Annotated in this window: 17 protein-coding genes; 8 read left to right on the forward strand and 9 right to left on the reverse strand. The window is 71.3% G+C overall.

What is annotated here, in order from left to right; translation table 11 throughout:
- Positions 1-70 precede the first annotated feature (70 nt).
- From ACGFNU_RS17300 to ACGFNU_RS17315, 4 genes are all read left to right on the forward strand, one after another.
- Positions 71-802, forward strand: a complete 732-nt coding sequence (locus ACGFNU_RS17300; RefSeq protein ID WP_392594587.1) for a Crp/Fnr family transcriptional regulator — start codon at positions 71-73, stop codon at positions 800-802.
- 67 nt (positions 803-869) lie between these two features.
- Complete coding sequence (locus ACGFNU_RS17305) at positions 870-1,676, forward strand: hypothetical protein (RefSeq protein WP_392594589.1); 807 nt, start codon at positions 870-872, stop codon at positions 1,674-1,676.
- Positions 1,669-3,663 carry a hypothetical protein gene (locus ACGFNU_RS17310; RefSeq protein WP_392594591.1) on the forward strand — a complete coding sequence of 665 codons (1,995 nt, stop codon included), beginning with the start codon at positions 1,669-1,671 and terminating at the stop codon, positions 3,661-3,663. Before ACGFNU_RS17305 ends, ACGFNU_RS17310 begins: the two co-directional genes overlap by 8 nt.
- The gene (locus tag ACGFNU_RS17315; RefSeq protein ID WP_392594592.1) at positions 3,660-4,550 is read left to right on the forward strand and encodes a hypothetical protein; all 891 of its coding nucleotides are present in this window, start codon (positions 3,660-3,662) and stop codon (positions 4,548-4,550) included. Before ACGFNU_RS17310 ends, ACGFNU_RS17315 begins: the two co-directional genes overlap by 4 nt.
- On the opposite strand, the gene ACGFNU_RS17320 is transcribed toward ACGFNU_RS17315, so the two are convergent.
- The 5 genes from ACGFNU_RS17320 to ACGFNU_RS17340 form a co-directional block, all read right to left on the reverse strand.
- Complete coding sequence (locus tag ACGFNU_RS17320; protein ID WP_392594594.1) at positions 4,519-5,076, reverse strand: DUF305 domain-containing protein; 558 nt, start codon at positions 5,074-5,076, stop codon at positions 4,519-4,521. The two genes, ACGFNU_RS17315 and ACGFNU_RS17320, sit on opposite strands and share 32 nt — an antisense overlap.
- A gap of 84 nt (positions 5,077-5,160) precedes the next feature.
- The gene (locus ACGFNU_RS17325; RefSeq protein WP_392594596.1) at positions 5,161-6,015 is read right to left on the reverse strand and encodes a lytic polysaccharide monooxygenase; all 855 of its coding nucleotides are present in this window, start codon (positions 6,013-6,015) and stop codon (positions 5,161-5,163) included.
- Between the two features lie 78 nt (positions 6,016-6,093).
- Positions 6,094-7,947 (reverse strand): chitinase, encoded by a 1,854-nt coding sequence (locus ACGFNU_RS17330; protein ID WP_392594598.1) that lies wholly within the window; start codon positions 7,945-7,947, stop codon positions 6,094-6,096.
- Positions 7,948-7,960: 13 nt separating this feature from the next.
- Positions 7,961-9,586, reverse strand: a complete 1,626-nt coding sequence (locus ACGFNU_RS17335; RefSeq protein ID WP_392594600.1) for a chitinase — start codon at positions 9,584-9,586, stop codon at positions 7,961-7,963.
- 275 nt (positions 9,587-9,861) lie between these two features.
- Entirely contained in the window at positions 9,862-10,737 is an 876-nt protein-coding gene (locus ACGFNU_RS17340) for an intradiol ring-cleavage dioxygenase (protein WP_392594602.1), read from the reverse strand.
- Positions 10,738-10,905: 168 nt separating this feature from the next.
- On the opposite strand from ACGFNU_RS17340, the gene ACGFNU_RS17345 reads away from it, so the two are divergent.
- Positions 10,906-12,495: a serine/threonine-protein kinase gene (locus ACGFNU_RS17345; protein ID WP_392594604.1), complete on the forward strand. Its 1,590-nt coding sequence runs from the start codon at positions 10,906-10,908 to the stop codon at positions 12,493-12,495.
- Positions 12,496-12,506: 11 nt separating this feature from the next.
- Here the strand turns inward: ACGFNU_RS17345 and ACGFNU_RS17350 are convergent, their stop codons facing one another.
- A complete protein-coding gene (locus ACGFNU_RS17350; protein WP_392594606.1) occupies positions 12,507-13,340 on the reverse strand; it encodes a hypothetical protein in 834 nt (277 codons plus the stop codon).
- Positions 13,341-13,580: 240 nt separating this feature from the next.
- Here ACGFNU_RS17350 and ACGFNU_RS17355 point away from each other — a divergent pair, with 240 nt between their 5' ends.
- Positions 13,581-13,790, forward strand: a complete 210-nt coding sequence (locus ACGFNU_RS17355; RefSeq protein WP_392594608.1) for a hypothetical protein — start codon at positions 13,581-13,583, stop codon at positions 13,788-13,790.
- A gap of 77 nt (positions 13,791-13,867) precedes the next feature.
- Positions 13,868-15,307: a cytochrome bc complex cytochrome b subunit gene (locus ACGFNU_RS17360; RefSeq protein WP_392594609.1), complete on the forward strand. Its 1,440-nt coding sequence runs from the start codon at positions 13,868-13,870 to the stop codon at positions 15,305-15,307.
- Here the strand turns inward: ACGFNU_RS17360 and ACGFNU_RS17365 are convergent.
- Complete coding sequence (locus ACGFNU_RS17365; RefSeq protein WP_392594611.1) at positions 15,280-15,726, reverse strand: PaaI family thioesterase; 447 nt, start codon at positions 15,724-15,726, stop codon at positions 15,280-15,282. The genes ACGFNU_RS17360 and ACGFNU_RS17365 overlap by 28 nt on opposite strands.
- Before the next feature lie 120 nt (positions 15,727-15,846).
- Between ACGFNU_RS17365 and ACGFNU_RS17370 the strand changes: the two genes are divergently transcribed.
- A complete protein-coding gene (locus ACGFNU_RS17370) occupies positions 15,847-18,330 on the forward strand; it encodes an AAA family ATPase (RefSeq protein ID WP_392594613.1) in 2,484 nt (827 codons plus the stop codon).
- A 42-nt stretch (positions 18,331-18,372) separates the two neighbouring features.
- Here the strand turns inward: ACGFNU_RS17370 and ACGFNU_RS17375 are convergent, their stop codons facing one another.
- Positions 18,373-18,741, reverse strand: a complete 369-nt coding sequence (locus tag ACGFNU_RS17375; RefSeq protein ID WP_392594615.1) for a DUF427 domain-containing protein — start codon at positions 18,739-18,741, stop codon at positions 18,373-18,375.
- Between the two features lie 65 nt (positions 18,742-18,806).
- A complete protein-coding gene (locus ACGFNU_RS17380; RefSeq protein WP_392594617.1) occupies positions 18,807-20,942 on the reverse strand; it encodes a serine/threonine-protein kinase in 2,136 nt (711 codons plus the stop codon).
- Between the last annotated feature and the right edge of the window lie 12 nt (positions 20,943-20,954).

The following is a 20,954-nucleotide window of genomic DNA, read 5'->3' on the forward strand; positions in this document are numbered from 1 at the left end:
GTCTGGGCAGGCGTGGACGGGAGGCGTTCGCTGGCGTATGTCTGGGGGTCGCGGCTTCGGGGAGGCGGTCGTGGGACAGCGGGAAAGCTCCAGCAGGTCGTGGCCGGCCGGCACGTTCCTCAGCCGGCTCAGCGAGCAGGCTCGCGCCAGGCTGCTCGGCCTGGGCCAGTTCCATCCCGTGCCGCCGCAGCGCGAGCTGGTGCGGCAGGGCGAGCCGGGGGGATCGGTCTGGCTGCTGATCGACGCGCTGGTCAAGGTGAGCGCCAGGGTGGAGAACGGCACCGAATCGCTGCTGGCGCTGCGGGTGAGCGGCGACCTCATCGGCGAGATGGCGGTGCTCGGCGAGTCCGTGCGTTCCGCCACCGTGACCACCTGCGGCCGGGCGGTCGTGAGCCAGATCAAGGGCGGCGCGTTCGTCGACTTCCTCCAGCACCATCCGGCGGTCGCGCTGACGCTCAACCAGATGACGATCGACCGGCTGCGGTGGTCGAACCAGCGGCGCCTGGACTTCGCCGGGTACGAGACCAGCCGCTGCCTGGCCCGGGTGATCCTCGCCCTGGTCGAACGGCACGGCCTGCCGGGCCCGGACGGGATCGACCTCGGCATCCCGCTGACCCAGGCCGAATTGGGCGGGCTGGTCGGCGCCAAGGAGGCGACCGTGCAGAAGGCCCTGCGCGAGCTCGCCTCCCAAGGCCTGGTCACGACCCCGGGACGGCGACGTGTGATCATCATCGATCTTCCCGGGCTCCGGGAGTTCGCCGATCTGGCCCGCGCCGGACAAGTTCCGTCGAACCCGGATTAATCCGGGTTCGCCCCTCCGAGCGTCGCCGACGCTGTGCCTCAGGCGGCTCCGCTCACCTGGAGGGCAGATGAACGATCATCCCGTTCCCGAGTACCGCGTCCTGTTCACCGTCGACATCGAGGACTACAGCAGCCGCAACGACGCCGAGCAGCGGACGTTGCAGAGCGCGCTGAGCACGATGCTCGACGGCGCGGCGGACGCGGCCGAGCTCGACCGGCAGGCGTGGGAACGGCAGGACGGCGGCGACGGGATCTACGCGATCCTGCCCGCCGGGACGAACGTGACGCCGCTGATGGACACCTTCGTCCGCGAACTCGACGCCGCACTGGGCGCGTACAACCGCCGCCGCCACGAGGTGGCCTGGAGCCAGCTCCGCCTGCGCATGGCGGTCCACATCGGGCCCGTCCACCTCAACGGGGCGATGGGATGGCCGGGGCAGCACGCGGTCCAGCCCGCGCGCCTGCGCGACTCCGACCCGTTGCGCGCCGCGATGGCCGCGCTCCCCGAGGCCGACCTCGGGGTGATCGTCTCGTCGGCGATCTACCGCGACTACATCACCCAGGGCCCTGGCGAGCCGCGCCCCACCCTGTTCCGGCCGGTCCGCGTGCAGGTGAAGAAGCAGTCGTACACCGCGTACCTCTACGTGCCCCGTTTCAACCTGCACACCGTCGAGGCCCTCACGGCCTATGCCCCGGACAGCGGATCCGAAGGCGGCGACCCCCCGCCCCCAGGCGAACCGTCCGGCCCGACTCCCCCGCTCCCCCGCACCAGCGGCGGACATACGAACGTCGCATACGGCGCAGGCGACGCCTTCACCGGCGACAAGGTCGCCGGCAACAAGAACACCTACCACGGGGACCACAACGATGGCTGACGACGACGCCGCCCACGAGGCGGACGAGCAGGCGCACGACACAAGCGCGAACGAAGGATTGCGCACGCCTCCCGAGGAGAAGCTCAGCGCCGCAGAGCAACGCAGGTTCGCCGAAGAACTCCGTGAGCTGCGCACGGACTTCATAGCCGGGGCAAGCTCGCGCAATGCGGCCTATGGTCCCGGCGACGCGTTCACAGGGGACAAGGTCGGCGGCGACAAGCACATCTACATGTCCAGCGAGAAGCGGGACGGCTGGATCGTCTCCCCCATCGCCGCCGAACGCAGCCGCGACATCAGTGCCCGCTTCGCCGGAACCGCCACCAAGGAGGCCCTGATAGGCGTCCTTGACGAGAACCTCGTCGCGGTCCTGAAGGGCCCGCCCGGCTCCGGCCGCAGGACCACCGCCCTTGCCGCGCTCGCGCATCGCCAGGACGAACTCCGCAGCCTCCACGCCAAGGAGTCCCCTGCCCTTCTCGAGAAGAGCAAGCTGCAATCCGGCCATGGCTACCTGTACGACGCGACCGGAGCCACCTGGACCAAGCGCCTCACAGAGGCGGACATCCTCGGCTGCAGCGAGGTCCTCGCCGCGGTGGGAGCCCGCCTCGTGATCCTGGTCGGCCTGGACTCCGACACGCGGGCGTTGCCGGGCCTCGTCGCGGAGCATGTGCAGCCCGATCCCTCGGACGTTCTCAGGCGCCAGCTCCTCGACCGGCTTCCGGTCGGAGAGCACGACGTCGAGGCGATCGCGGACCAGGTCACGGTGCGGCTGTCCAGTCCCGGCGACGCCCGCGAACTCGCGCTCGCGCTCGTGAGCGGCCTGCCGGAGGGCCGGACGGTCGAGGAGATCTGCGCCGAGATGCTCGGCCCGCTCCGGCGCGACGCCCGCAAGGTGCTCCGGCAGGAGGAGGACGAGAAGGACCTCGGCCGCCGGGCGTTCGTGATCGCGGGCGCGGTGCTGGACGGCCTGCCGACCGTGCAGGTGTGCCGGGCCGCCTACGACCTCGCCAAGCTGCTCTTCAAGGTGGAGAAGCAGGGCAAGCACGCCCGGCTGGGGTTGCTGCCGTTCGCCGACATGCTCGACGACTGGCTGAGCAAGGCCGGTGAGCCGCGGTCGTACGTCGTCCAGGAGGTCGACCGGACGCTCTCCTTCCGCGTGGGATTCGCACCGGCGGTCCTGGACGCGGTATGGCTCGACTATGTCGTGGCCCACAAGGCGCTGCTCGAATGGCTGACGGGCCTGGCGGGTGACGAGGCGGGCGATCCGGTCACGCGGCTGAAGGTGGCCCAGGCGATCGCGTGGTTCGCCAGGTACGACTTCGAGTTCGTCTACAAGGAGTGCATCCGCAACTGGTCCGAGAGTGACTCCGAGGCATTGCACATGGCGGCGGCATGGGCCCTTGAGGCGATCGCCGCCGCATACCCGTCCAGGCACCCTCGCATCGCGCGGCTCGCCTGGGATTGGGCCCGTGAGCGCGACTTCCGTCTGCGTTCGACCGCCGTACGGCTGTTCGGCACGCTGGTGGGCGCGAAGGCCGCCGACGAGGCGCTGCGTGCGCTGTACGCGCTCGCGTGGCGTGATCCTCTCTTCCTTCGCGGCGCCGTACGGGACAGCGTGGTGGAGCTCTTCAGGGACGCTCCCGGCACGGTCCTGCGCGAACTCCTGACCTGGAGCAGATCGCCGAAGCCCCTGCTGCGCCAGCTCGTGGCGGCGACGCTGGCGCGGATCGCCCTCCTCCCCTACACCGAGCGACCGGCGGTGCTGACCCAGTACGCGGAGGATCCGGCGACGGTCGGCGAACTCTGGCTCCGCGTCCTCACCTCACGTTCCTGCGGCCACGAACCATGGAACGCCCTCCGCGAGTGGGCCAAGGCAGGCGTCGACTTCGCGGATCTGCGCACCCACCTCTACGCCGAGCCCGCGCTGCGTCCACGGCTGCGGTTCTACGGGCTCGCCCCGGCCACCTCCTCGAAGGAGTCGTCAGCATGAGCACTCTCGAAACGGCCTGCGGCCATCACGGACCGGTCCAGAAGGTCCAGCTCTACCCGACGGCCGGGACCCGGCTGTGGAGGTTGCTTCGCCGGACGGGAAACGAATCTCGCGCCGCCCACTGGCCGGACACGTTCGGCTTCGAGGTGCCGGCGATGGGCGACGGCTACGAGTTCTCCGTCAGCGTGCACTTCACGTGGTGCGTCACCGGCCCGGCATACCCCGAGGTGCTGGTCTGGCGCGCCCTCGACAACCACACCGCGCTCCTCGAACGGCTCGTCGCCCGCGTCCGCGGCGTGTCCCGGCTCTTCCCGCCGTACGAGGCGGGCGAGGCCGAGGCCCGCATCCACCAGACGGTCGGCGAGGTGTTCAACGGCACCCAGCTGGTGTTCGTCTCGGCGGCCGGGCCGGACGGCGACGCGCGCCCGATCGAGCACCGGACCATGCTGCGGCTCGACAAGCCGGTCCGCAAGGCGCAGCGCGACGCCTGGAGCAGGCGGCAGGACGAGACGAACCGGCATGAGCTCGCCAGGTTGCTGGCGTTGCAGTTCGGCGAGCGCCGGGAGCTGTGGCACGAGTTCCTGGAGAGCGGCCGGAGCGACTGGCTCACGCCGTACGCGGTGGCGCTGGCCGACGATCCCGAGTCCGTCGACAAGATCGTCCGGGAGATGACCAAGGACCGGCGGACCCAGGCCAAGGAGCTCGCCGACCATGTCGTCAGCACCGCCAGGGCGTACGACAAGATGGACGCCTTCGACCTGATGTTGCACAACGACCGGGTGCTGCGGCACCTGATGGAGCTCATGGGCGTGCCCGGGCTGCCGCCGGCCAACCCCTCGCCGTTCGACGAGGGGGCTAACGGCGGAGGAGGGTCAGCATCTGGGTGATCTGGGCCTGGCGGGAGCGGGCCACGCGGTCGGCCAGGGCCTTGGCCTCCGGGTTCGTGCCCGCGGCGACCTCGCGGCGGGCCAGCTGGAGCGCGTCGTCCTGGTGGGCGATCAGCAGGTTGAGGAAGGTGCGCTCGAACGGGGCGCCGGTGGTCTCGCTCAGCCGGTCGATCGCCGCCTCGCTGGTCATGGGCATGCCGCCGTGAGCGCTGTGGGAGCCCGCGGGGGCGGTGGGCGGACGGCGCCACGACCGCAGCCAGCCGGCCATCGACCTGATCTCGCTGACCTGCGTCGTCTCGATGGCGGCGGCGAGCGTGCGGACGCCGGGACGGGCGGCGCGCTCGCGGGCGAGCCGTGCGATGCGGACGCCCTGGCCGTGGTGCGGGACCATCATCTGCAGGAACATCACGTCCGTCGAGTTGAACGTGCCCGGCGGGGTGTGGTCGCCGCGGCCGTTGAGCAGGAGCGCGCCCGGAGGCACGGCCAGGGCGACGCAGAGCGCGATCGTCTTGAAGCTGCGTTTCATGGGAGCTCGCGTCTCGTCCTTCGTCGTCGCTCCGGTGCCGGGCCTGCCGGGGGGCGGTCGGCGGGTCCGGCACCGGAGCGGGGTTCAGGCCGCCTGCCAGAGGGCGGGGGTGTTCGGCGGCTCCCAGCCGGGAAGCGCCGTGTGCGGTTGCAGGCAGCGGTAGGTGACGCCCTGGTAGGTGACCTGGTCGCCGGTCTTGTAGGTGGCGCTGGAGCTCCAGGTTCCGCTCGGCGTCGTGGGCGGTGGGTTGGACGGCGGCGGGTTCGAGGGCGGCGGGGTGCTGGGTGGTGTGGTGGGCTCGTTGCCGCCGCCGAAGTCGACGTCTGAGCAGGTGTAGAACGCCTCGTTGCTGCCGACCACGCGCTGCCAGATCGAATAGATCAGGTGGCGGCCGGTGCGCTGCGGGATGTTGATCGTCCAGTTGGTGTACGTGGTGGGGTTCTGGTTGTTGAACGTCTGGATGTGGACCAGGTCCGACCAGCGGAGCGGTTGCGACGGGCTCCAGCCGGCACGGGTGATGTAGAACTCGAAGTTGCTGTTCGCGTGCGGAGCGGTCGCGTGGTAGGTCAGCGTGAGCGGCCCCGGCGAGATGCGCTTGGCGGGCCAGTCGGTGCGGACGAGGTCGAGGCCGCGGTACTTCTCGCGGCCCGCGCTGCACAGCTTCCCGTCGGGGATGAGCTGCCGGTGCCGGCCGCCGGCCTCCAGGAGCGACACCTCGTTCCAGTCGTAGAACGCCTGGGTGCCGCCGGCGGCGACGGCGGCCTTGCACGCGGCCGACTTGGGGTTCTCCGGGTTCTCCTGCTTGCAGACGTACACCCGGCTGGGCGGGTCGGACATGGTGCCGTGCGCGCCGGCCGGGGCCGCGGGGAGCACGACGGCGACGAGGGTCGAGACGGGCACGGTGGCGGTCGCCAGCGCGACCTTGGATCTGGTTCGCATGAGGGCCTGACCTCCGGTCTTCGAGCGGGGGGCGGATTCAGGGAGTCAGCGGATTCAGGGGTTCGGCGGGTTCGGGGATCAGGGCAGGGCGTTGAGGAAGGGCTCGTGGCTGTTCATGAACTCCCAGTTGAAGTAGCGGTCCCAGTTGATCGACCAGGTCATCAGCCCGCGCAGCGCCGGTGACGTGCCGCCGCGCAGGGTGTAGCCGCCGCAGCTCTGGCCCTTGACGAGGCAGTTGAGCGCCTGCTGCACCTGGGCGGGCGGGGTGTGGCCGTTGCCCGCGCTGGTCGCGGTGGGCACGCCGAACGCGATCTGGTCGGCGCGCAGGCCGGGGAACGTGTGCCCGGTGTTCGCCACCGGGAACCCGGCCTTGACCATGTCGGTCATCGCGATGTGGAAGTCGGCGCCGCCCATCGTGTGCCATTGCTCGTCCAGGCCGGTGACGGGGCCGGAGTTGTAGTCCTGGACGTGCAGCACGGTGAGCGCGTCGCGCAGCGCGTGGATCACCGGCAGGTACGAGCCCGTGCGGTTGTCGCCGCCGCCCGCGCCGCCGTAGAACTTGTAGCCGACCTGGACGAAGAACGTCTCGGGCGCCATCGTCAGGACGAACTTCGCCCCGTACTTCGCCTTGAGCGTCTTCAGGGCCGCGATGAGATTGACGATCACCGGGGTGGTGGGGCTGCGGAAGTCGGTGTCGCCGGAGTTGAGGTAGAGCGAGTGGCCCTCGAAGTCGATGTCGAGCCCGTCCAGCCCGTACCGGTCGATGATCGCGCCGACCGACCGCACGAACGCGTCGCGTGCGCCGGTGGTGGTCAGCTGGACCTGCCCGTTCTGGCCGCCGATGGAGATGAGCACCTTCTTGCCCTGGGCCTGCTTGGCCCGGATGGCGGCGGTGAAGTCGGCCTCGCTCTCCACGTTGGGGCATTCGGCCGCCGGGCAGCGGTTGAAGCGGATGTCGCCGGACGTGACAGAGGTGGGTTCGCCGAAGGAGAGGTTGATGATGTCCCAGGCGGCCGGGATGTCTGCCATGCGGACGTAGCCCGAACCGTTGGCGAAGCTGGCGTGCATGTAACCGATGAGGGCGTGCTTGGGCAAACCCGTGTCGGTGCAACCGGTGGTCGTGCCGGTGACCGGGGAGGACTTGGCCGACTCACCGACGCTGTTGTACGCGGCGATGGTGTACGAGTGGCTGCTGCATGCCTGGAGCCCGGAAACAGTGGCGTTGAGGCCCGACGTGGTGGCGACGGCAGTGTTCCCCTCGTACACGCGGTAGCCGGTGACCGTTCCAGAGGCGGCGGTCCAGGAGAGCGCGATCGACGAGTTGGTGACCGTGCCGAGGCTGGGCGTCCCGGGTTGGCCGGGCAGTCCGGGTGGGGGGTCGCCGCCACCTGGGCCGTCCAGTTCGACGTCGTCGGCGTTGTACGTTCCGGCGCCGTACCATCCGTGCAGGTAGACCTGTACCGAGGTCTGGCCGGCGGTGGTGGTGAACGTCAGCGAGAGCCGGGTGTAGGCGGTGGCCGAGGGCGTCCACGTCGACGTGCCGCCGTCCACGCCGAGGTAGACGTAGCTGCCGCGCACCCACGCCGAGAGCGTGTAGGCGGTGCTCGGCTTCACCGTGACGGTCTGCGCGCACCGGGCGTTGTCGGAGGAGGACGCGGCGCCCGCCAGCGCGTGCGTGCCGGAGTGAACGGGGCTGGTGACCACCGACCCGGTGCCGCCCGAGCACGTCCACCCTGACAGCGAGCCGCTCTCGAAGCCGGAGTTGCTGAGGATGTTGGCCGCGTGCGCGGGCGTCGCGGCCCCGACGAGGCCCGCCGCCGTCAGCGTGACGGCGAGCCCGAGAGCGAGGAGGCGTCGTGTCCGTGCGAAAAGGCGTCGTGTCCGCGCAAGGAGGAGTGGTGTCCGCGCGAGGAGGCGTCGTGTTCGTGTCATGACGTCTCCTGGCCTAGGGAAGGGTGTTGAGGAACGGGCCGACGGTGCCGGCGAAGCCGCCGCCGTTGGAGACGTCCCAGTTGACGGACCACGTCATCGCGCCGCGGATGTCCGGATACGTCCGTGGCGGCTTGAACGATCCGCAGTTCGTGCCGCGCGCGAGGCAGTTGAGGGCGTTGTTGACGACCGAGGGTGCGACGACCCCGCCGCCCGCGGCGCCCGCCCCGGCCGGGAGCCCCAGGGAGACCTGGTCCGGTCGCAGCCCGTTCTCCAGCTGGATGCAGGCCAGCGCCGTCAGGAAGTTGATCGTGCCCTGCCCGTACACCTGCTGGTCGCAGCCCAGCATCGAGCCCGAGTTGTAGTACTGCATGTGGACGACGGTGAGGATGTCCTTGATGTTCAGCGCGAGCTGGAAGTACGCGCCGCCCGTGGACTGCATGTCGATCGTCTGCGGCGCCATGGTGATGATCAGGTTGGCGCCGGCCTTGGCGCGCAGCTCGCGCAGGGCCTGGGCCATGTAGGTCGCGTTGAGCCCGTTCTCCAGGTCGATGTCGACACCGTCGAAGCCGTAGCCCTGCATCAGCCCGTGCACGCTGTTCGCGAACGTCGTCGCGGCCGCCGAGCTGCCCACCTGGATCGCCCCGCGCTCGCCGCCGACCGACAGGATGACCTTCTTGCCCCGGTTGTGAAGCGTCTGGACGTCCGCCTTGAACTGCGCGTCGGTGTAACCGCCGAGCGCGCTCGACAGGCCGGGGTCGAGGCCGAAGACCACCTGGCCGGGCGTGGTGGTCGCCTCGCCGAACGCGATCGCGACCAGGTCGTACTCGGCGTTGGTGTCCGCGAGCCGCAGTTCGGTCGCCGGGTTGACGAAGTTGTGCCAGTAGCCGGTGAGGAAGTGCTTGGGCAGCGGGCCGGTCGTGCAGCCGGTGGTGGTGCCGGTGGCCGTCGCGCTCGCCGCCGACTCACCCGCGGTGTTGTACGCCTTGACCGTGTACGTGTGGGTCGAGCAGGACGCCAGCCCGGAGAGGGTGGCGGTCGTGCCGGTGACGGTGGAACGCAGGGCCGTGCCCTCGTAGACGCGGTAGCCGGTGACGGTTCCGCTGGACGCGGGCCACGAGAGCGTCAGCGAGGAGCCGGTCCGTGCCGTCACGGTGGGCGTTCCCGGCGTGCCGGGCGCACCTGGCGTGCCGGGGTCCTCGCCCGTGCAGGCGGCGCCGTTGAGGGTGCAGTTCTGCGGCGCGCCCGAGCCGCCGGCGACGAAGCCGAACGAGACGGACGCGCCGGGGGCGATCGTGCCGTTGTACTCGCGGTTGCGGAACGTGGCGTGCTGCCCCGAGGTGGTGAGCAGCGCGTCCCAGTAGGTGCCGAGGCTCGTCCCGGCGGGAAGGTCGAACTCGACCCGCCAGGAGGAGATCGCGGCGCCGGAGCCGTTGGTGATCGTGTACTTGCCCTCGTAACCCGACCCCCAGTCGGAGGCCTTCGTGAACGTGGCGGCCGGGGCCGCGGCGACGTCGGCGCGCGTGGGAGCGGCGGCGGTGCCGGTGGGAGCGGTCACGGCCCCGTAGGAGCCGGGGACGGCCACGAAGAGCAGGAGCAGGGGGACGGCGAGGAGGGAGAGGCGGGACAGGAGGCGGCGCAAGATCGCTCCAAGGGCCTGGTGGTGAACGTGGTACTCGGCTCCCCCGAACCCCCGAGACGGCTGATCAAATAGGAAGGTTTCCTATGAATTTGATTGAAGGTAACCGTCCCCTCACACGGGGGCAAGACCTCGCCAAAAGTCCACGGCAGGGCCCTCACCAACCACCCCAGGTCGCGGACCAAGCCACTTTGCGGGACGCGAGAATCAGCACTAATTGCCAGCGGAGCCCAGCTCTGCTGGCAATATCCGCCCAGCGCTTCCAGGAAGGGGCGGCGCTAGAGGCGAACGGCGAGCTTGGCGGTAAGACCACCGGTAACGCTGCCGGTGATGGTCGCCATCTGAGCCTCGACGCCGTCGCTGAACACCATGTCGTCCTTCAGCGACGTGCGGGCCATCGTGCTCACGCTCTTCGCATAACCGGTGGTCGCGTACACCGCGTCGCAGGTGTCCTCGGGAAAGGCGAGCTGCGTCGTCTTGATGCTCTTGGAGCCGCGCGTGGCGTCGGCGAGGCTGCTGAAGACCTCGAAATGAATGTGCGGCCAACGCCCCGAGTAGGCGGCGGGGAAGATGCTGACGAAGCGCACCACGCCGTTCGCGCCGGCCGCCTGAACCCCGCGCAGGTAGTTCTCGCGGGTGACGCTCTCGGAGTACATCGAATAATTGCCGTCACGGTCGCAGTGCCACGCATAGACCGCCGCGCCCTTGCAGGGGGTGCCCTTGTTCGTGACGGTGAGCTCGACCGTCAGCGGCACGCCCTGCGCGACGGCCCGGCCCGCGCTGGAGCCGAAGCTAGACCGGATGTCGCTGCGGACGATCCCGCTTTCGGTGAGGGCGTTCGGCCCGTTCGTACCGTCTCCGGGGAAGGGCCCGCCGGTCTCCTCGGGGATCTCTCCGCCCCCGGCGGCGGTCGGGGTGACGGCGGGCGCCGTCGATCCGCCGCCGCCCCCTCCGGCGTTCCCGCTCCCGTTGCCGCCGGCGCCGTCGTCTGCGCAACCGACCGCGCCGAGCAGCACCGCGCCGCCGAGCATGCCGAGCGCGGCGCGCCGGTCGAGGCGTTTCCGCCGGTCCAGTCGTTCGAGCCGGTCCAGGTGCTTGAGCCGCGCCAGATCGAACGCGAGCCCCCGGTCGTGATCATCGTGCCGCGCGTTCACAGGGCCCCCTCGTTCGTCCATCATCGGAGACCAGCGTGCCCCAGCGACATGAAAAGCCGGTGAAAGGAGATTTTTGCCTGAATTGTGAAGCCAGTCGAACTTTTCTGAGATCCTCACCGTCCAACAGGTCGCGCGCACCGTGCGAGACCGAGCCGAGAAGGAGACCAGATGGGGTCGCGGCGCCTCCCCCTCGAGCCGTTGTCCCGGCAGGACCCCGTGCGGATCGGCGCGTACGTGCTGCTGGGCAGGCTCGGTCTCGGGGCGATGGGCCGGGTCTATCTGGGCCGGTCGGCGGCCGGGCGCCTGGTCGCGGTCAAGACGATCCGGCACGAGCTCGCCGACGAGGGCGACTTCCGGGCCCGGTTCCGGCACGAGATCACGGCGGCGGGACGCGTCAGCGGCGCCTTCACCGCGGCGGTGATCGAGGCCGATCCGGACGCCGAGGTGCCGTGGCTCGCGACGTCCTACGTGCCCGCGCCCTCCCTCGACCGGCTCGTCCGCGCCTGCGGGCCGCTGCCCGTCCCGGCCGTGCGGTGGCTGGCGGCCGGCTGCGCCGAGGCGCTGGAGTCCATCCATCGCACGGGCCTGCTGCACCGCGACTTCAAGCCGTCCAACGTGCTGGTGTCGGCGGACGGCCCGCGCGTCATCGACTTCGGGGTGGCGCGCGCGGCGGAGCGTTCGACGCTCACCGCGACCCACCAGGCCGTCGGCACCCCGGCCTACATGGCGCCCGAGCAGGCCCGCAACGTCCGCAAGACCGTGCCGGCGAGCGACGTCTTCGCGCTGGGCTCGACGATGCTGTTCGCCGCGACCGGCCATCCGCCGTACGAGGGCGACTCGGTGACCGAGATCCTGGTGCGGCTGGCGACCGAGCCGCCCGATCTCACCGGCCTCCCGGCGGAGCTCGCCGAGGTGGTGGAGAGCTGTCTCGAACGCGAGCCGGAACGGCGGCCCACGGCGGCCGCCCTGCTCCCCCGGCTCGGCTACGACTCCGGCCTCGAACTCCCGGCCGTCCAGCTGCCGCGATGCGCCCTCGCCCTGATCGAGGACTACCGGCAGTGGCCGCAGCGCCCGGCCGCGCCCGCCGGGCAGACCGAGGGCGCAGACGCGGACGCGGACGACGAGGCGGACGACTACACGTTCGCGTCCCCCACCTCGTCCCCCGAGTTCCGGCCCGCACTGGCCGCCCTGCGCGAGAACGCCGCCGAGGCGAGCCCTTCGCCGGGCGCCCCGGCGGGCCCCGTCTCGGACCCGGGGGCGCGTTCGACCATCAGGTGGCGCAGCAGCCGGGCGGCGCGCCGCGCGATGGTGCTCGCGGTGGCGGCCGCCCTGGTCGTGCTGGGCGGCGCCGCGGGCGCCGCGCTCAACGCCCCCGACGACGAGCCGGCCCGGCAGCCGGACGGTCTCCCGGGCGGCGGCCGCCCGCTGGCACCGCCGCCTCCGGCGTCGGGCGCCGGGCAGCGGGCGGACGGCGACCCGCGCATCCAGATCAACCAGCCGCTCGGCGACGGCCACACCGTCTTCGTGGTGCACGGCCGCGGGTGGACTCCCGGCCGGCCGGTGACGATCCGCCTGGACAAGGGACGGGCGTCACCGGCCAGACCGGTCGTCGACATCCAGGGCACCTTCAACTACGCAGTCAACCAGAGCCACGAGTTCTACCCGGGAAAGCTCCCGCCGGGCGTGCACGAGGTCGTGGTGACCGCGTCCGGGGGCGGCGCCGTGGCGCGCGCCAAGTTCACCGTCAACAACCTCTAGACCCCAGGCGCCTACGTGCGGTCCCACCAGAGGTCTTCTTGCCGCGAGCACCAGGACGGGTCGTCCAGCCGGGCGAGGTCGCCGCTCGTGATGACCGCGTGGTCGATGAGGGCCCCGACGACCACCTCGTCGGAGAGCCGGGTCCCCTGCCGGGTGAGCCCGCGCGTGGTGATCTTGCGGCGCAGCACGCGGAGGTGCTCGCCGACGCGGGCGGAGATCCGCTCGCGGAAGGCCGGATCGGTGTCGAACCGTTCCAGCTCGTGATGGGCGTCGGTCACCGTCAGCGCGGCGCGCGCGATCTCGGGTGTGCGCGGCAGCGACGTCGTCCGCGCCGGATCGAGCAGCCACGGCCGGCACCAGAGCAGCGCGACGAGGAACAGCTTCGTCTTCGGGTCGAGGTAGAGGGGCCGCAGCGTCGAGTCGTCGTCCGGCCCGATCACCTGGCCGTTCCCGGAGTCCGTCCGCAGCCCGTGCCGGCTCATGATCTGAACGCGCACCGGCTGGCCTTCGTCGAGCATCGTGCGCGAGCCCACCAGCGTCGTCCCCGACCGCATGAACCATCCGCCGGACGGCTCGCTCCGCCCCTCCAGCGGCGGCAGCCGGACCTGGTGCCCATCGCATTCGACGTAGAGGGCGTGGGTGCCGCTGAGATTGGCGACCCACGCCCCGCCGCCCACGGCGACGATCACCCCGGCGCGCCGGGAGAGTCCCCGGTCCGCCGAGATCACCAGGTCCATGTCGGCGCCGCGGCCGAACTCCATCCGGCCGCCCTCGGGGATTCCGATGGTCTCGCCGGACGGCGCCGTCACCCGGGTCGCGGCGACCTCCGCGTCGATAACGCCCACAGCTGCGGAGTCTAGGACCGCCCGCCCGTGCCGGGTATCCCGGAATTCGGGGATGGCGACTGGGGAGATTTCGGGATTTGCTGTGGTACGCAGTCGGACCCACGGGGGCGGGCCCGCGAGGGGAAGCGGGATCCACCGGGCCGGCCCGAAGCGGCGGTGAACGGCTTCGGACCGGCCCGGGCCCGGTCCCTCCGGGTCTCCCCGGCGAACGAACGGCCCACCGTGTCCTCTGATGACGACGTGTCCACCGATGACGACGCCACCGCGGCGCCCCTGCTCGAAGACCGCCACCTGGCCCGGCTGCTGATGACCACCTGGGCGCTGATCAGCGGACGGGCCGTGCCCGACGCCCCGCCGTCCAGGCTCACCGAGCGGCAGCTGATCGATTTCTGGGCCGACGACCTCCTCGACGCCGACGCGGCCCCGATGCGTCGCGGATCACACCCCTAGCGGCCCTCTCGCGTGTCACGTCCCGTCGCCCCGCGACGTCTTGTGCATGACGGGCTTTCGACGAGGGATCGTGACCAATGGACAAGCTGAAGACCTCATGGCGTGCGCGGGCGACGGATCACTGGTCGTTCCTCTTCGGGCAGATCGCGGTGTACGCGTTCGTGGTGCTCCTCGTCACGGGCGCGTTCCTGACGGTGTTCTTCGAGCCGAGCACGAAGGTGGTCACCTACGACGGCTCGTACGTCCCGCTGCGCGGCGTCCAGGTGAGCGAGGCGTACGAGTCGGCGCTCGACCTCAGCTTCGACGTGCGCGGCGGGCTGCTGATGAGGCAGATCCATCACTGGGCGGCACTGATCTTCATCGCCGCGATCACGCTCCAGCTGCTGCGGATGTTCTTCACGGGCGCGTACCGGCGTCCCCGCGGCCTGAACTGGCTGATCTGGGTGGGCCTGCTCACGCTGGGCATGGCGGCGGGCGTGACCGGCACGATCCTGCCGGACGACATGTTGTCGGGCGGCAGCCTGGGGCTCATCCAGGGCGTGACTCAGTCGATCCCGGTGTTCGGCACCGATCTGATGGGGCTGCTCTTCGGCGGTGAGTTCCCTGGCGACGACATCATTCCGCGGTTCTACTGGGTGCACGTGGTGGCTCTGCCAGGGGCGGTGCTCGGTCTGTTCGCGCTGCGCCACAGGCTGGTCAAGCGGCACGGCCACACGGAGTTCAAGGCGCACGCGAGCCGCAGCCTCGGCACGTTCCAGACCGCACACCTGGCGGCGCCGAAGGCCATGTCGGTGGCGATGTTCCTCGCGACCTGCGGGGTCCTGACGCTCCTCGGCACGGTCGCGCAGATCAACCCGATCTGGCAGTTCGGCCCGTTCAAGCCGGGCGACATCACGGCCGGCGCGGTGCCCGGCTGGTACATGGGCTTCCTGGACGGCGCGATCCGGATCATGCCGGGCTGGGAACTGGACGTGGCCGGGCATCCGCTCACGCTCGCCGTCCTGGTGCCCGCGCTGATCGTCCCGGGCGCGTTCTTCACCGTCCTCGCGGCCTACCCGGCGCTGGAGCGCAGGTTCAGCGGCGACCGCGACGTCCATCACTTCCTGGACCGCCCGCGTGACGCGGCGACGCGGACGGCCGTGGGCGCGGCGGGCATCACGTTCTACGGCCTGCTGTGGGCGGCGGCGGCCAACGACCAGATCGCGTACAACTTCCATCTGTCGCTGTTCGCGGTGACCTGGTTCTTCCGGGTGGCGGTGTTCGCGCTGCCGCTGCTCGCGTTCGTCCTCACGCAGCGGATCTGCCTGTTCCTGACGGCCGGGGAGCGGCACGAGGCGGAGCACGGCCGCGAGACCGGCCGGATCGTGATGGACGTGGACGGCGGCTTCAGCGAGATCCACGAACCCGTCCGCGAGCCGGTGCGCGAGCTGACCGCCGCGGGAAGCGGCGTGGGAACGGCGACCGGGATCACCGCCGGTGCCGGCGGACGTCAGTCCTTCGGCGGGATGACGCGGTAGACATGCCAGCCCTCGGCCACGACCTCGCCGTCCGCGCCGCGCACCTCCGCCTGGCAGAAGACCGTCGACTTGCCGCGCCTGGTGATCCAGCCCTCGGCGATCAGGTCGGTCTCGCGGGCCGCGCTCAGGTACCGCAGCTGCATGTCGATCGTCAGCATGATCGGGATCCGCTCGTACACCGCGCCGACCGCCGGGACCACGACGGTGTCGATCAGCGTGGCGATGGCGCCCCCGTGCACGACCCCGGCGGGCTGGTTGAGGCGCGGCCGGTACGGGAGCCGCATCCGGGCGTAGTCCACGCGGACCTCTTCGAGCTCCAGGCCCACCAGGGACCCGAAGTACGACTCGTCGTTGTTGAAGAAGTCGATGAAGAGCTTGTCGCGCCCGTCACCGAAGGGCTCGTGGAGATCCGCACGCAAGACGCGTTCCTTTCCGGGGGGCTCGGCGAGCAGTTGAGTTGCATGGAGCAACTGAGCTGTCTCCCGGACTCTACCAGCAAGTAACCCCATCCGTTCACCCTCATGAACCACACTGGCACCATGGTCGGAACCCCCCTGACAGGCAGGTCACGCGAGCTCCGCGCCATCGGCCGGCTGCTCGCCGGCGCCTCGGACGGCGCCGGCGGGGCCCTGGTCCTGCGCGGCGAGCCCGGCATCGGCAAGACCGCGCTGCTCTCGCACGCCGAACGGGCCGCCACCGGCATGCGCGTGCTCCGGGTCATCGGCGTCGAGACCGAGGTCGAGCTCCCGTTCGCCGCCCTGCACCAGCTTCTCCTGCCCGTGCTCGACCGGCTCACGGACCTTCCGGCGCCCCAGGCGGCCGCGCTTCGCGGCGCGTTCGGCATGGCCGAGGCGACGACCCGCGACCGTTTCATGATCGGGCTGGCCACGTTCACCGTGCTCGCCGATCTGGCGGCGGAGGCGCCGGTCCTGTGCCTGATCGACAACCTGGAGTGGCTGGACCAGCCCTCGGCCGACGCGCTGCTCATCGCCGCACGGAAGTCGCGGGACGACGCCGTCGCCCTCCTCCTGTCCGCGCGCGAGGTCCCGCGATCCTTCACCGACGCGGGAATCCCCGAACTGGCCCTGTCCCGCCTCAAGGCCGCGGACGCGGCCGACCTGCTCCACGAGCACGCGCCCCTGCTCGCACCCGACATCCGCGAACGCATCCTGCAGGACGCCTCAGGGAATCCCCTCGCCATCGCAGAGCTGGCGAAGGCGAGCCGCGACGAAGACCTGCCGCGCCATCCGGCCGAGACGCCGCCCCTGACCGATCGGCTGATCGAGACCTTCCACCACCACGCCAGGGCGCTGCCCGACACCACCCAGACGCTCCTCCTCGTCCTGGCCGCGGACGACACCGGCGACGTCGCGCTGGCCGTCCGGGCGGCGCGCCAGCTCGGTGTCCAGGCGGACGCGGCCGACGACGTGAAGCCCGCCGAAGCCGCGGGCCTCCTCGTCCTCAAGAACGGGAGGGCGGAGTTCTGCCATCCGCTGATCCGGTCGGCCCTCTACCAGAGCGCGGCCCACGGCCGGCGGCTGGAGGTCCACCAGGCCATCGCCGAGGCCCTGGCGCAGTCAGGCGACGCTACCGAACGCCGCACCTGGCATCTGGCCGCCGCCGCGACGGGCCCGCGCGAAGACATAGCCCTGGCCATGGAACGCGTGGCGGAGAAGGCCCGCAGCCGGGCCGGTCACGCCGCCGCCGTCTCCGCCTACATCCGCGCCGCCGAGCTGACCCCCGCCGCCACCGCACGCGCGCGCCGGTACACCCTGGCGGCCGAAGCGGCCATCGAGGCGGGCCAGCTCCGCCACGCCGAGGTCCTGGCCGACCTGGCCTCCACTCTCACCATCGACGAGAAAGACCTGGCCAGCCTGGCACGCATACGTTCGACCATCGAATTCGAGCAAGGCTCCCCCGCCACCGCCGGCCGCATCCTCACCGAGGGCGCGAAGCTGATCGAGACGTCCGACCCGGGCACCGCCGCCCTCATGCTCGCGGCGGCCATCCGCAACGCCTCGTTCGCCTCCGACCCCGGCCTCGCCCGCGACGCCGCCGACGACCTCAACCGGCTGCCGCTCCCCCGCGACCCGATGTTCTGCGCGCTCACGTCGCTGGCCGACATCCTGAGCGGCGACTACTCCGCGGCGACCGGCCTCAACGAGAGGCTCCAGGCGCTCCCCACCGAGCACCCCCAGGAACGGCTGCTGGCCGCGTCCCTCGCCCTGGTCGCGGCCGACGACGAACGCGCCCACGGCCTCGCCAGCTCCGTGGTCGCCCAGGCCCGCGAACGAGGCACGATCGGCCTGCTCCCCAGCGCACTCGCCATCCAAGCCCAGGCAGATCTCCTGCGCGACCGCCATCCCGATGCCATGGCCGCCGCCACCGAAGGCCACCGCGTCAGCCAGGACCTCGGCCAACCCCACCGCACCGCCCACCTGGGCGCCCTGGTCGCCTGGCTCTCAGCCGTCCAGGGCGACGAAGAACGCTGCCGCGGCCTCTCCGCCCAAGCCATCGCCTACGGCAACGACCACGGAGTAGCGACAACCCCCGCCCTGGCCACCTGGGCCCTAGGCATCCTGGACCTCACCCTGGGCCGCTATGACGACGCCGTGGAACACCTACGCAACCTCCAGGCAGGCGCCACGTCCCACCCCGTAATCGCCATGTACGGCCTGGTCGACCTGATCGAAGCGTCCTACCGTTCGGGCACCCCAGCCGTACAAGCACTCCCCGCCCTGCTCACCTGGACGAAGGTGATCGCTCGCCCCTGGGCCGACGCCATAGCCGCCCGCTGCCGAGCCCTGACCCGACCTGCCGAAGCCGAGACCCACTTCACAACCGCGCTGCGACACCACAGGCCCACCGACCAGCCCTTCCAGCAAGCCCGCACCCAACTCCTCTACGGCGAATACCTCCTGAACCACAACCGCCCAACCGAAGCGACCCCCCACCTGCAGGCCGCCCAGGCCACCTTCAAGCGCCTGAATGCCCACCCCTGGACGACCCGTGCTGTCCGGTGAGGCCGCCAGTGCGGCCACTCCCTGCGGGATACGTTGTGACGCTTACGTGGTTTGGCCGTTCACTTCGAGGGTGACGCCCGGCTTCTCCGTCCAGAAGGCGAGCAGTCCGCCGATCTTCGCGACCTTCGGGAACGGCTCCGGGTAGGACCAGACCACGTCTTCGGCCATGCCGTCGGCGGCCTGAACCGACCAGTAGACGGCGTCGCCCTTGAACGGGCAGTGCGACGTCGTCTCCGAGGGCTCGAGCAAGTCCATCTTCACGTCCGCCACCGGAAGGTAGTAGCGCGGTGGACAGCCCGTCTCGGTGAGCACGACCGGGCTGGACGAGCTCGCGACGACCACGTCCCCGAGCCGGACGACGACGTGATCGGACGCAGGCGTGACCTCGATGTCATGTCCTCGTGTCTTCATGGACCGATCAGATCAGACGTCGCCCGCGAAGCGCCAGCGGGAGTGCCGCCTCGCCCGGCCGCTTCTCAAGGGCGGACGGCGTAGACCAGCTTCGAGTCGATGGCACAGAACAGGGTGGTGGTGTCCGCGGCGGTGAGCTCGTGCGCCGACCCGGTGATCAACCCGGGTTCGTCCGGGGGGTCCAGGTGGTAGCGCCGGTGTCCGGTCGCGAGATCGAAGCCGTAGAGGCCGCCCATGGAGCCCTGATGGACCGTGGTGCCCACGATGAGCGGGCGCTCGCCGTAGCCCTCGTCGGCCGTCTGCCGCCATCGGACCCTGCCGGTGGCGGCGTCCAGGCCCTGCATGTGCCCCTCAGGGTCGGACAGGACGGCGACGCCGCCGCCCAGGGCGGGCAAGAGGTAACCGCCGCGTGAGGCGGGCGTGCTCTTTTCCCGGGTACGGGTGAAGTTCCACCGCCGGGTCCCGGTGCGCGCGTCGAGGGTGGACAGGGTGCCGGCCGTCTCGCCGACGTACACGACGGCCCCTGCGACCATCATCGCCCCGACCGAGCCGGAGGCGAACTGCCAGCGCTCCCGGCCTGTCGCGGAGTCGAAGGCGCGAATCCCACTGGTCTGGGTTCGGACGAGCACCAGCCCGCCGCCGGCCACCGGCGACGCGGCGGCGCGGGAGAGGTCGTCCACGCGCGTTCTCCACCGGGCGCTCCCGGTCGCGGCGTCGACAGCGCAGAGGAAGCGGTCCTCGGAGACGAAGTAGCAGACACCGCCGTCCGTCGCCACGGAGCTCAGGCCGAGCTCGGCGCGGTAGGTCCAGCGGGCCCGGCCCGTGGCCGGATCGAACGCGAACAGGCCGCTGTTCCCGCTGCGGACCCTGCCGGCCACGCAGACGGCGCCCGCCGCGACCACCGGTGTGGAGTCGAGCGTGTTCATGTCGAGCGAGACGTCCCAGAGGAGGCGGCCGCTCGCGAGGTCGAACGCCGTCAGCTTCGACAGCGAGATCGCGTCGCACAGGAATCCCCTGCCGCTCAGCACGGCCATGGACGAGTTCCTGTCCGCCTTGAACGCGCCTCGCCACAGCTGCTCGCCGGTGCGGCCGTCAATGGCGATGGTCGCGTCGCCGGTGACGACGTACACGTTGCCGGCCGCCGCGATGGGCCCGGCCCGCAGATCCGTGTTCCCCGGCAGCGTGAACTTCCAGCGAACCGGGTCGTCCTTCTTGAAGTAGAGGAATCCGGCGCTCGCGGCCCCGGCCACGAGCACGACGCCGCCTACGCCGGCCGCGCCGGCGAGGAGGACCGCGCGGCGGGCGGGGCCGCGGACGGCGGGCTGTGTCCCCTCGTGCTGGACGTGCTGGGCGACGGGCGGCGGCAGCCAGTACGTTCCGTGCGGTGAGGCGAGTTGCCCGCCGGACGCCAGCGTCTCCAGCACCTGCTCCGGGCTCGGCCGCAGCTCCGGGTCCTTCTGCAGGCAGGCCGAGATCAGCTGTCGCAGCCCGGGGTCGACGACGCGGCTGAGATCGGGCTCCTGGTGCAGGACACGGTAGATCAAGTCGTGGACGGCGCCGTGGCCGAACGGGCCCGCGCCGGTGACGGCATAGGTCAGCACGGCGCCGAGGGAGAAGACGTCCGCCGCGGGGCCCGCGGTGCCGCCGGACGCCTGCTCGGGCGACATGTACGCGGGCGTGCCGAGGGCCGCGCCCGTCCGGGTGAGGGCGCTGGCCTCGCTCGCGAGGGCGATGCCGAAGTCGATGACCCTCGGCCCCTCGGGGGTCAGCATCACGTTGGACGGCTTGAGGTCGCGGTGCACGATCCCGGCGCGATGGATGGAGACCAGGGCCTCGGCGAGCCCGGCACCGAGCGTCCGTCCCGCCTGCGGCGGGAACGGACCGTGCTGGGCGACGGCGTCCTGGAGGGGCAGGCCCGGCAGGTAGGCGGTCGCGAGCCAGGGCTGGGGCCCGTCCGGGTCGGCGTCCAGCACCGCGGCGGTGTAGACGCCGTTCACCGCGCGGGCCGCGGTCACCTCGCGGCGGAAGCGGGCCCTGAAGTTCGGCTCGCCGGCCATCGCCGGGTGGATGACCTTGATCGCGACGCCGCGGCCACCGGGCGAGCGGCCGAGGTACACCTGGCCCATCCCGCCCGCGCCGAGCCTCGCCACCACCCGGTACGGGCCGAGTTTGCGGGGGTCTCCAGGCCGTGTCGCCGCCATCGCGATCCCTTT

Origin of the sequence: Spirillospora sp. NPDC048911 (assembly GCF_043198015.1) — a bacterium.
Classification (GTDB): Bacteria; Actinomycetota; Actinomycetes; order Streptosporangiales; family Streptosporangiaceae; genus Spirillospora.

Coding starts and splice junctions, on each gene's coding strand:
- ACGFNU_RS17380 (WP_392594617.1), bottom strand. CDS start 20,942: ATGGCGGCGACACGGCCTGGAGACCCCCGCAAACTCGGCCCGTACCGG.
- ACGFNU_RS17375 (WP_392594615.1), bottom strand. CDS start 18,741: ATGAAGACACGAGGACATGACATCGAGGTCACGCCTGCGTCCGATCAC.
- ACGFNU_RS17325 (WP_392594596.1), bottom strand. CDS start 6,015: ATGCGAACCAGATCCAAGGTCGCGCTGGCGACCGCCACCGTGCCCGTC.
- ACGFNU_RS17370 (WP_392594613.1), top strand. CDS start 15,847: ATGGTCGGAACCCCCCTGACAGGCAGGTCACGCGAGCTCCGCGCCATC.
- ACGFNU_RS17310 (WP_392594591.1), top strand. CDS start 1,669: ATGGCTGACGACGACGCCGCCCACGAGGCGGACGAGCAGGCGCACGAC.
- ACGFNU_RS17345 (WP_392594604.1), top strand. CDS start 10,906: ATGGGGTCGCGGCGCCTCCCCCTCGAGCCGTTGTCCCGGCAGGACCCC.
- ACGFNU_RS17330 (WP_392594598.1), bottom strand. CDS start 7,947: ATGACACGAACACGACGCCTCCTCGCGCGGACACCACTCCTCCTTGCG.
- ACGFNU_RS17315 (WP_392594592.1), top strand. CDS start 3,660: ATGAGCACTCTCGAAACGGCCTGCGGCCATCACGGACCGGTCCAGAAG.
- ACGFNU_RS17305 (WP_392594589.1), top strand. CDS start 870: ATGAACGATCATCCCGTTCCCGAGTACCGCGTCCTGTTCACCGTCGAC.
- ACGFNU_RS17360 (WP_392594609.1), top strand. CDS start 13,868: ATGGACAAGCTGAAGACCTCATGGCGTGCGCGGGCGACGGATCACTGG.
- ACGFNU_RS17320 (WP_392594594.1), bottom strand. CDS start 5,076: ATGAAACGCAGCTTCAAGACGATCGCGCTCTGCGTCGCCCTGGCCGTG.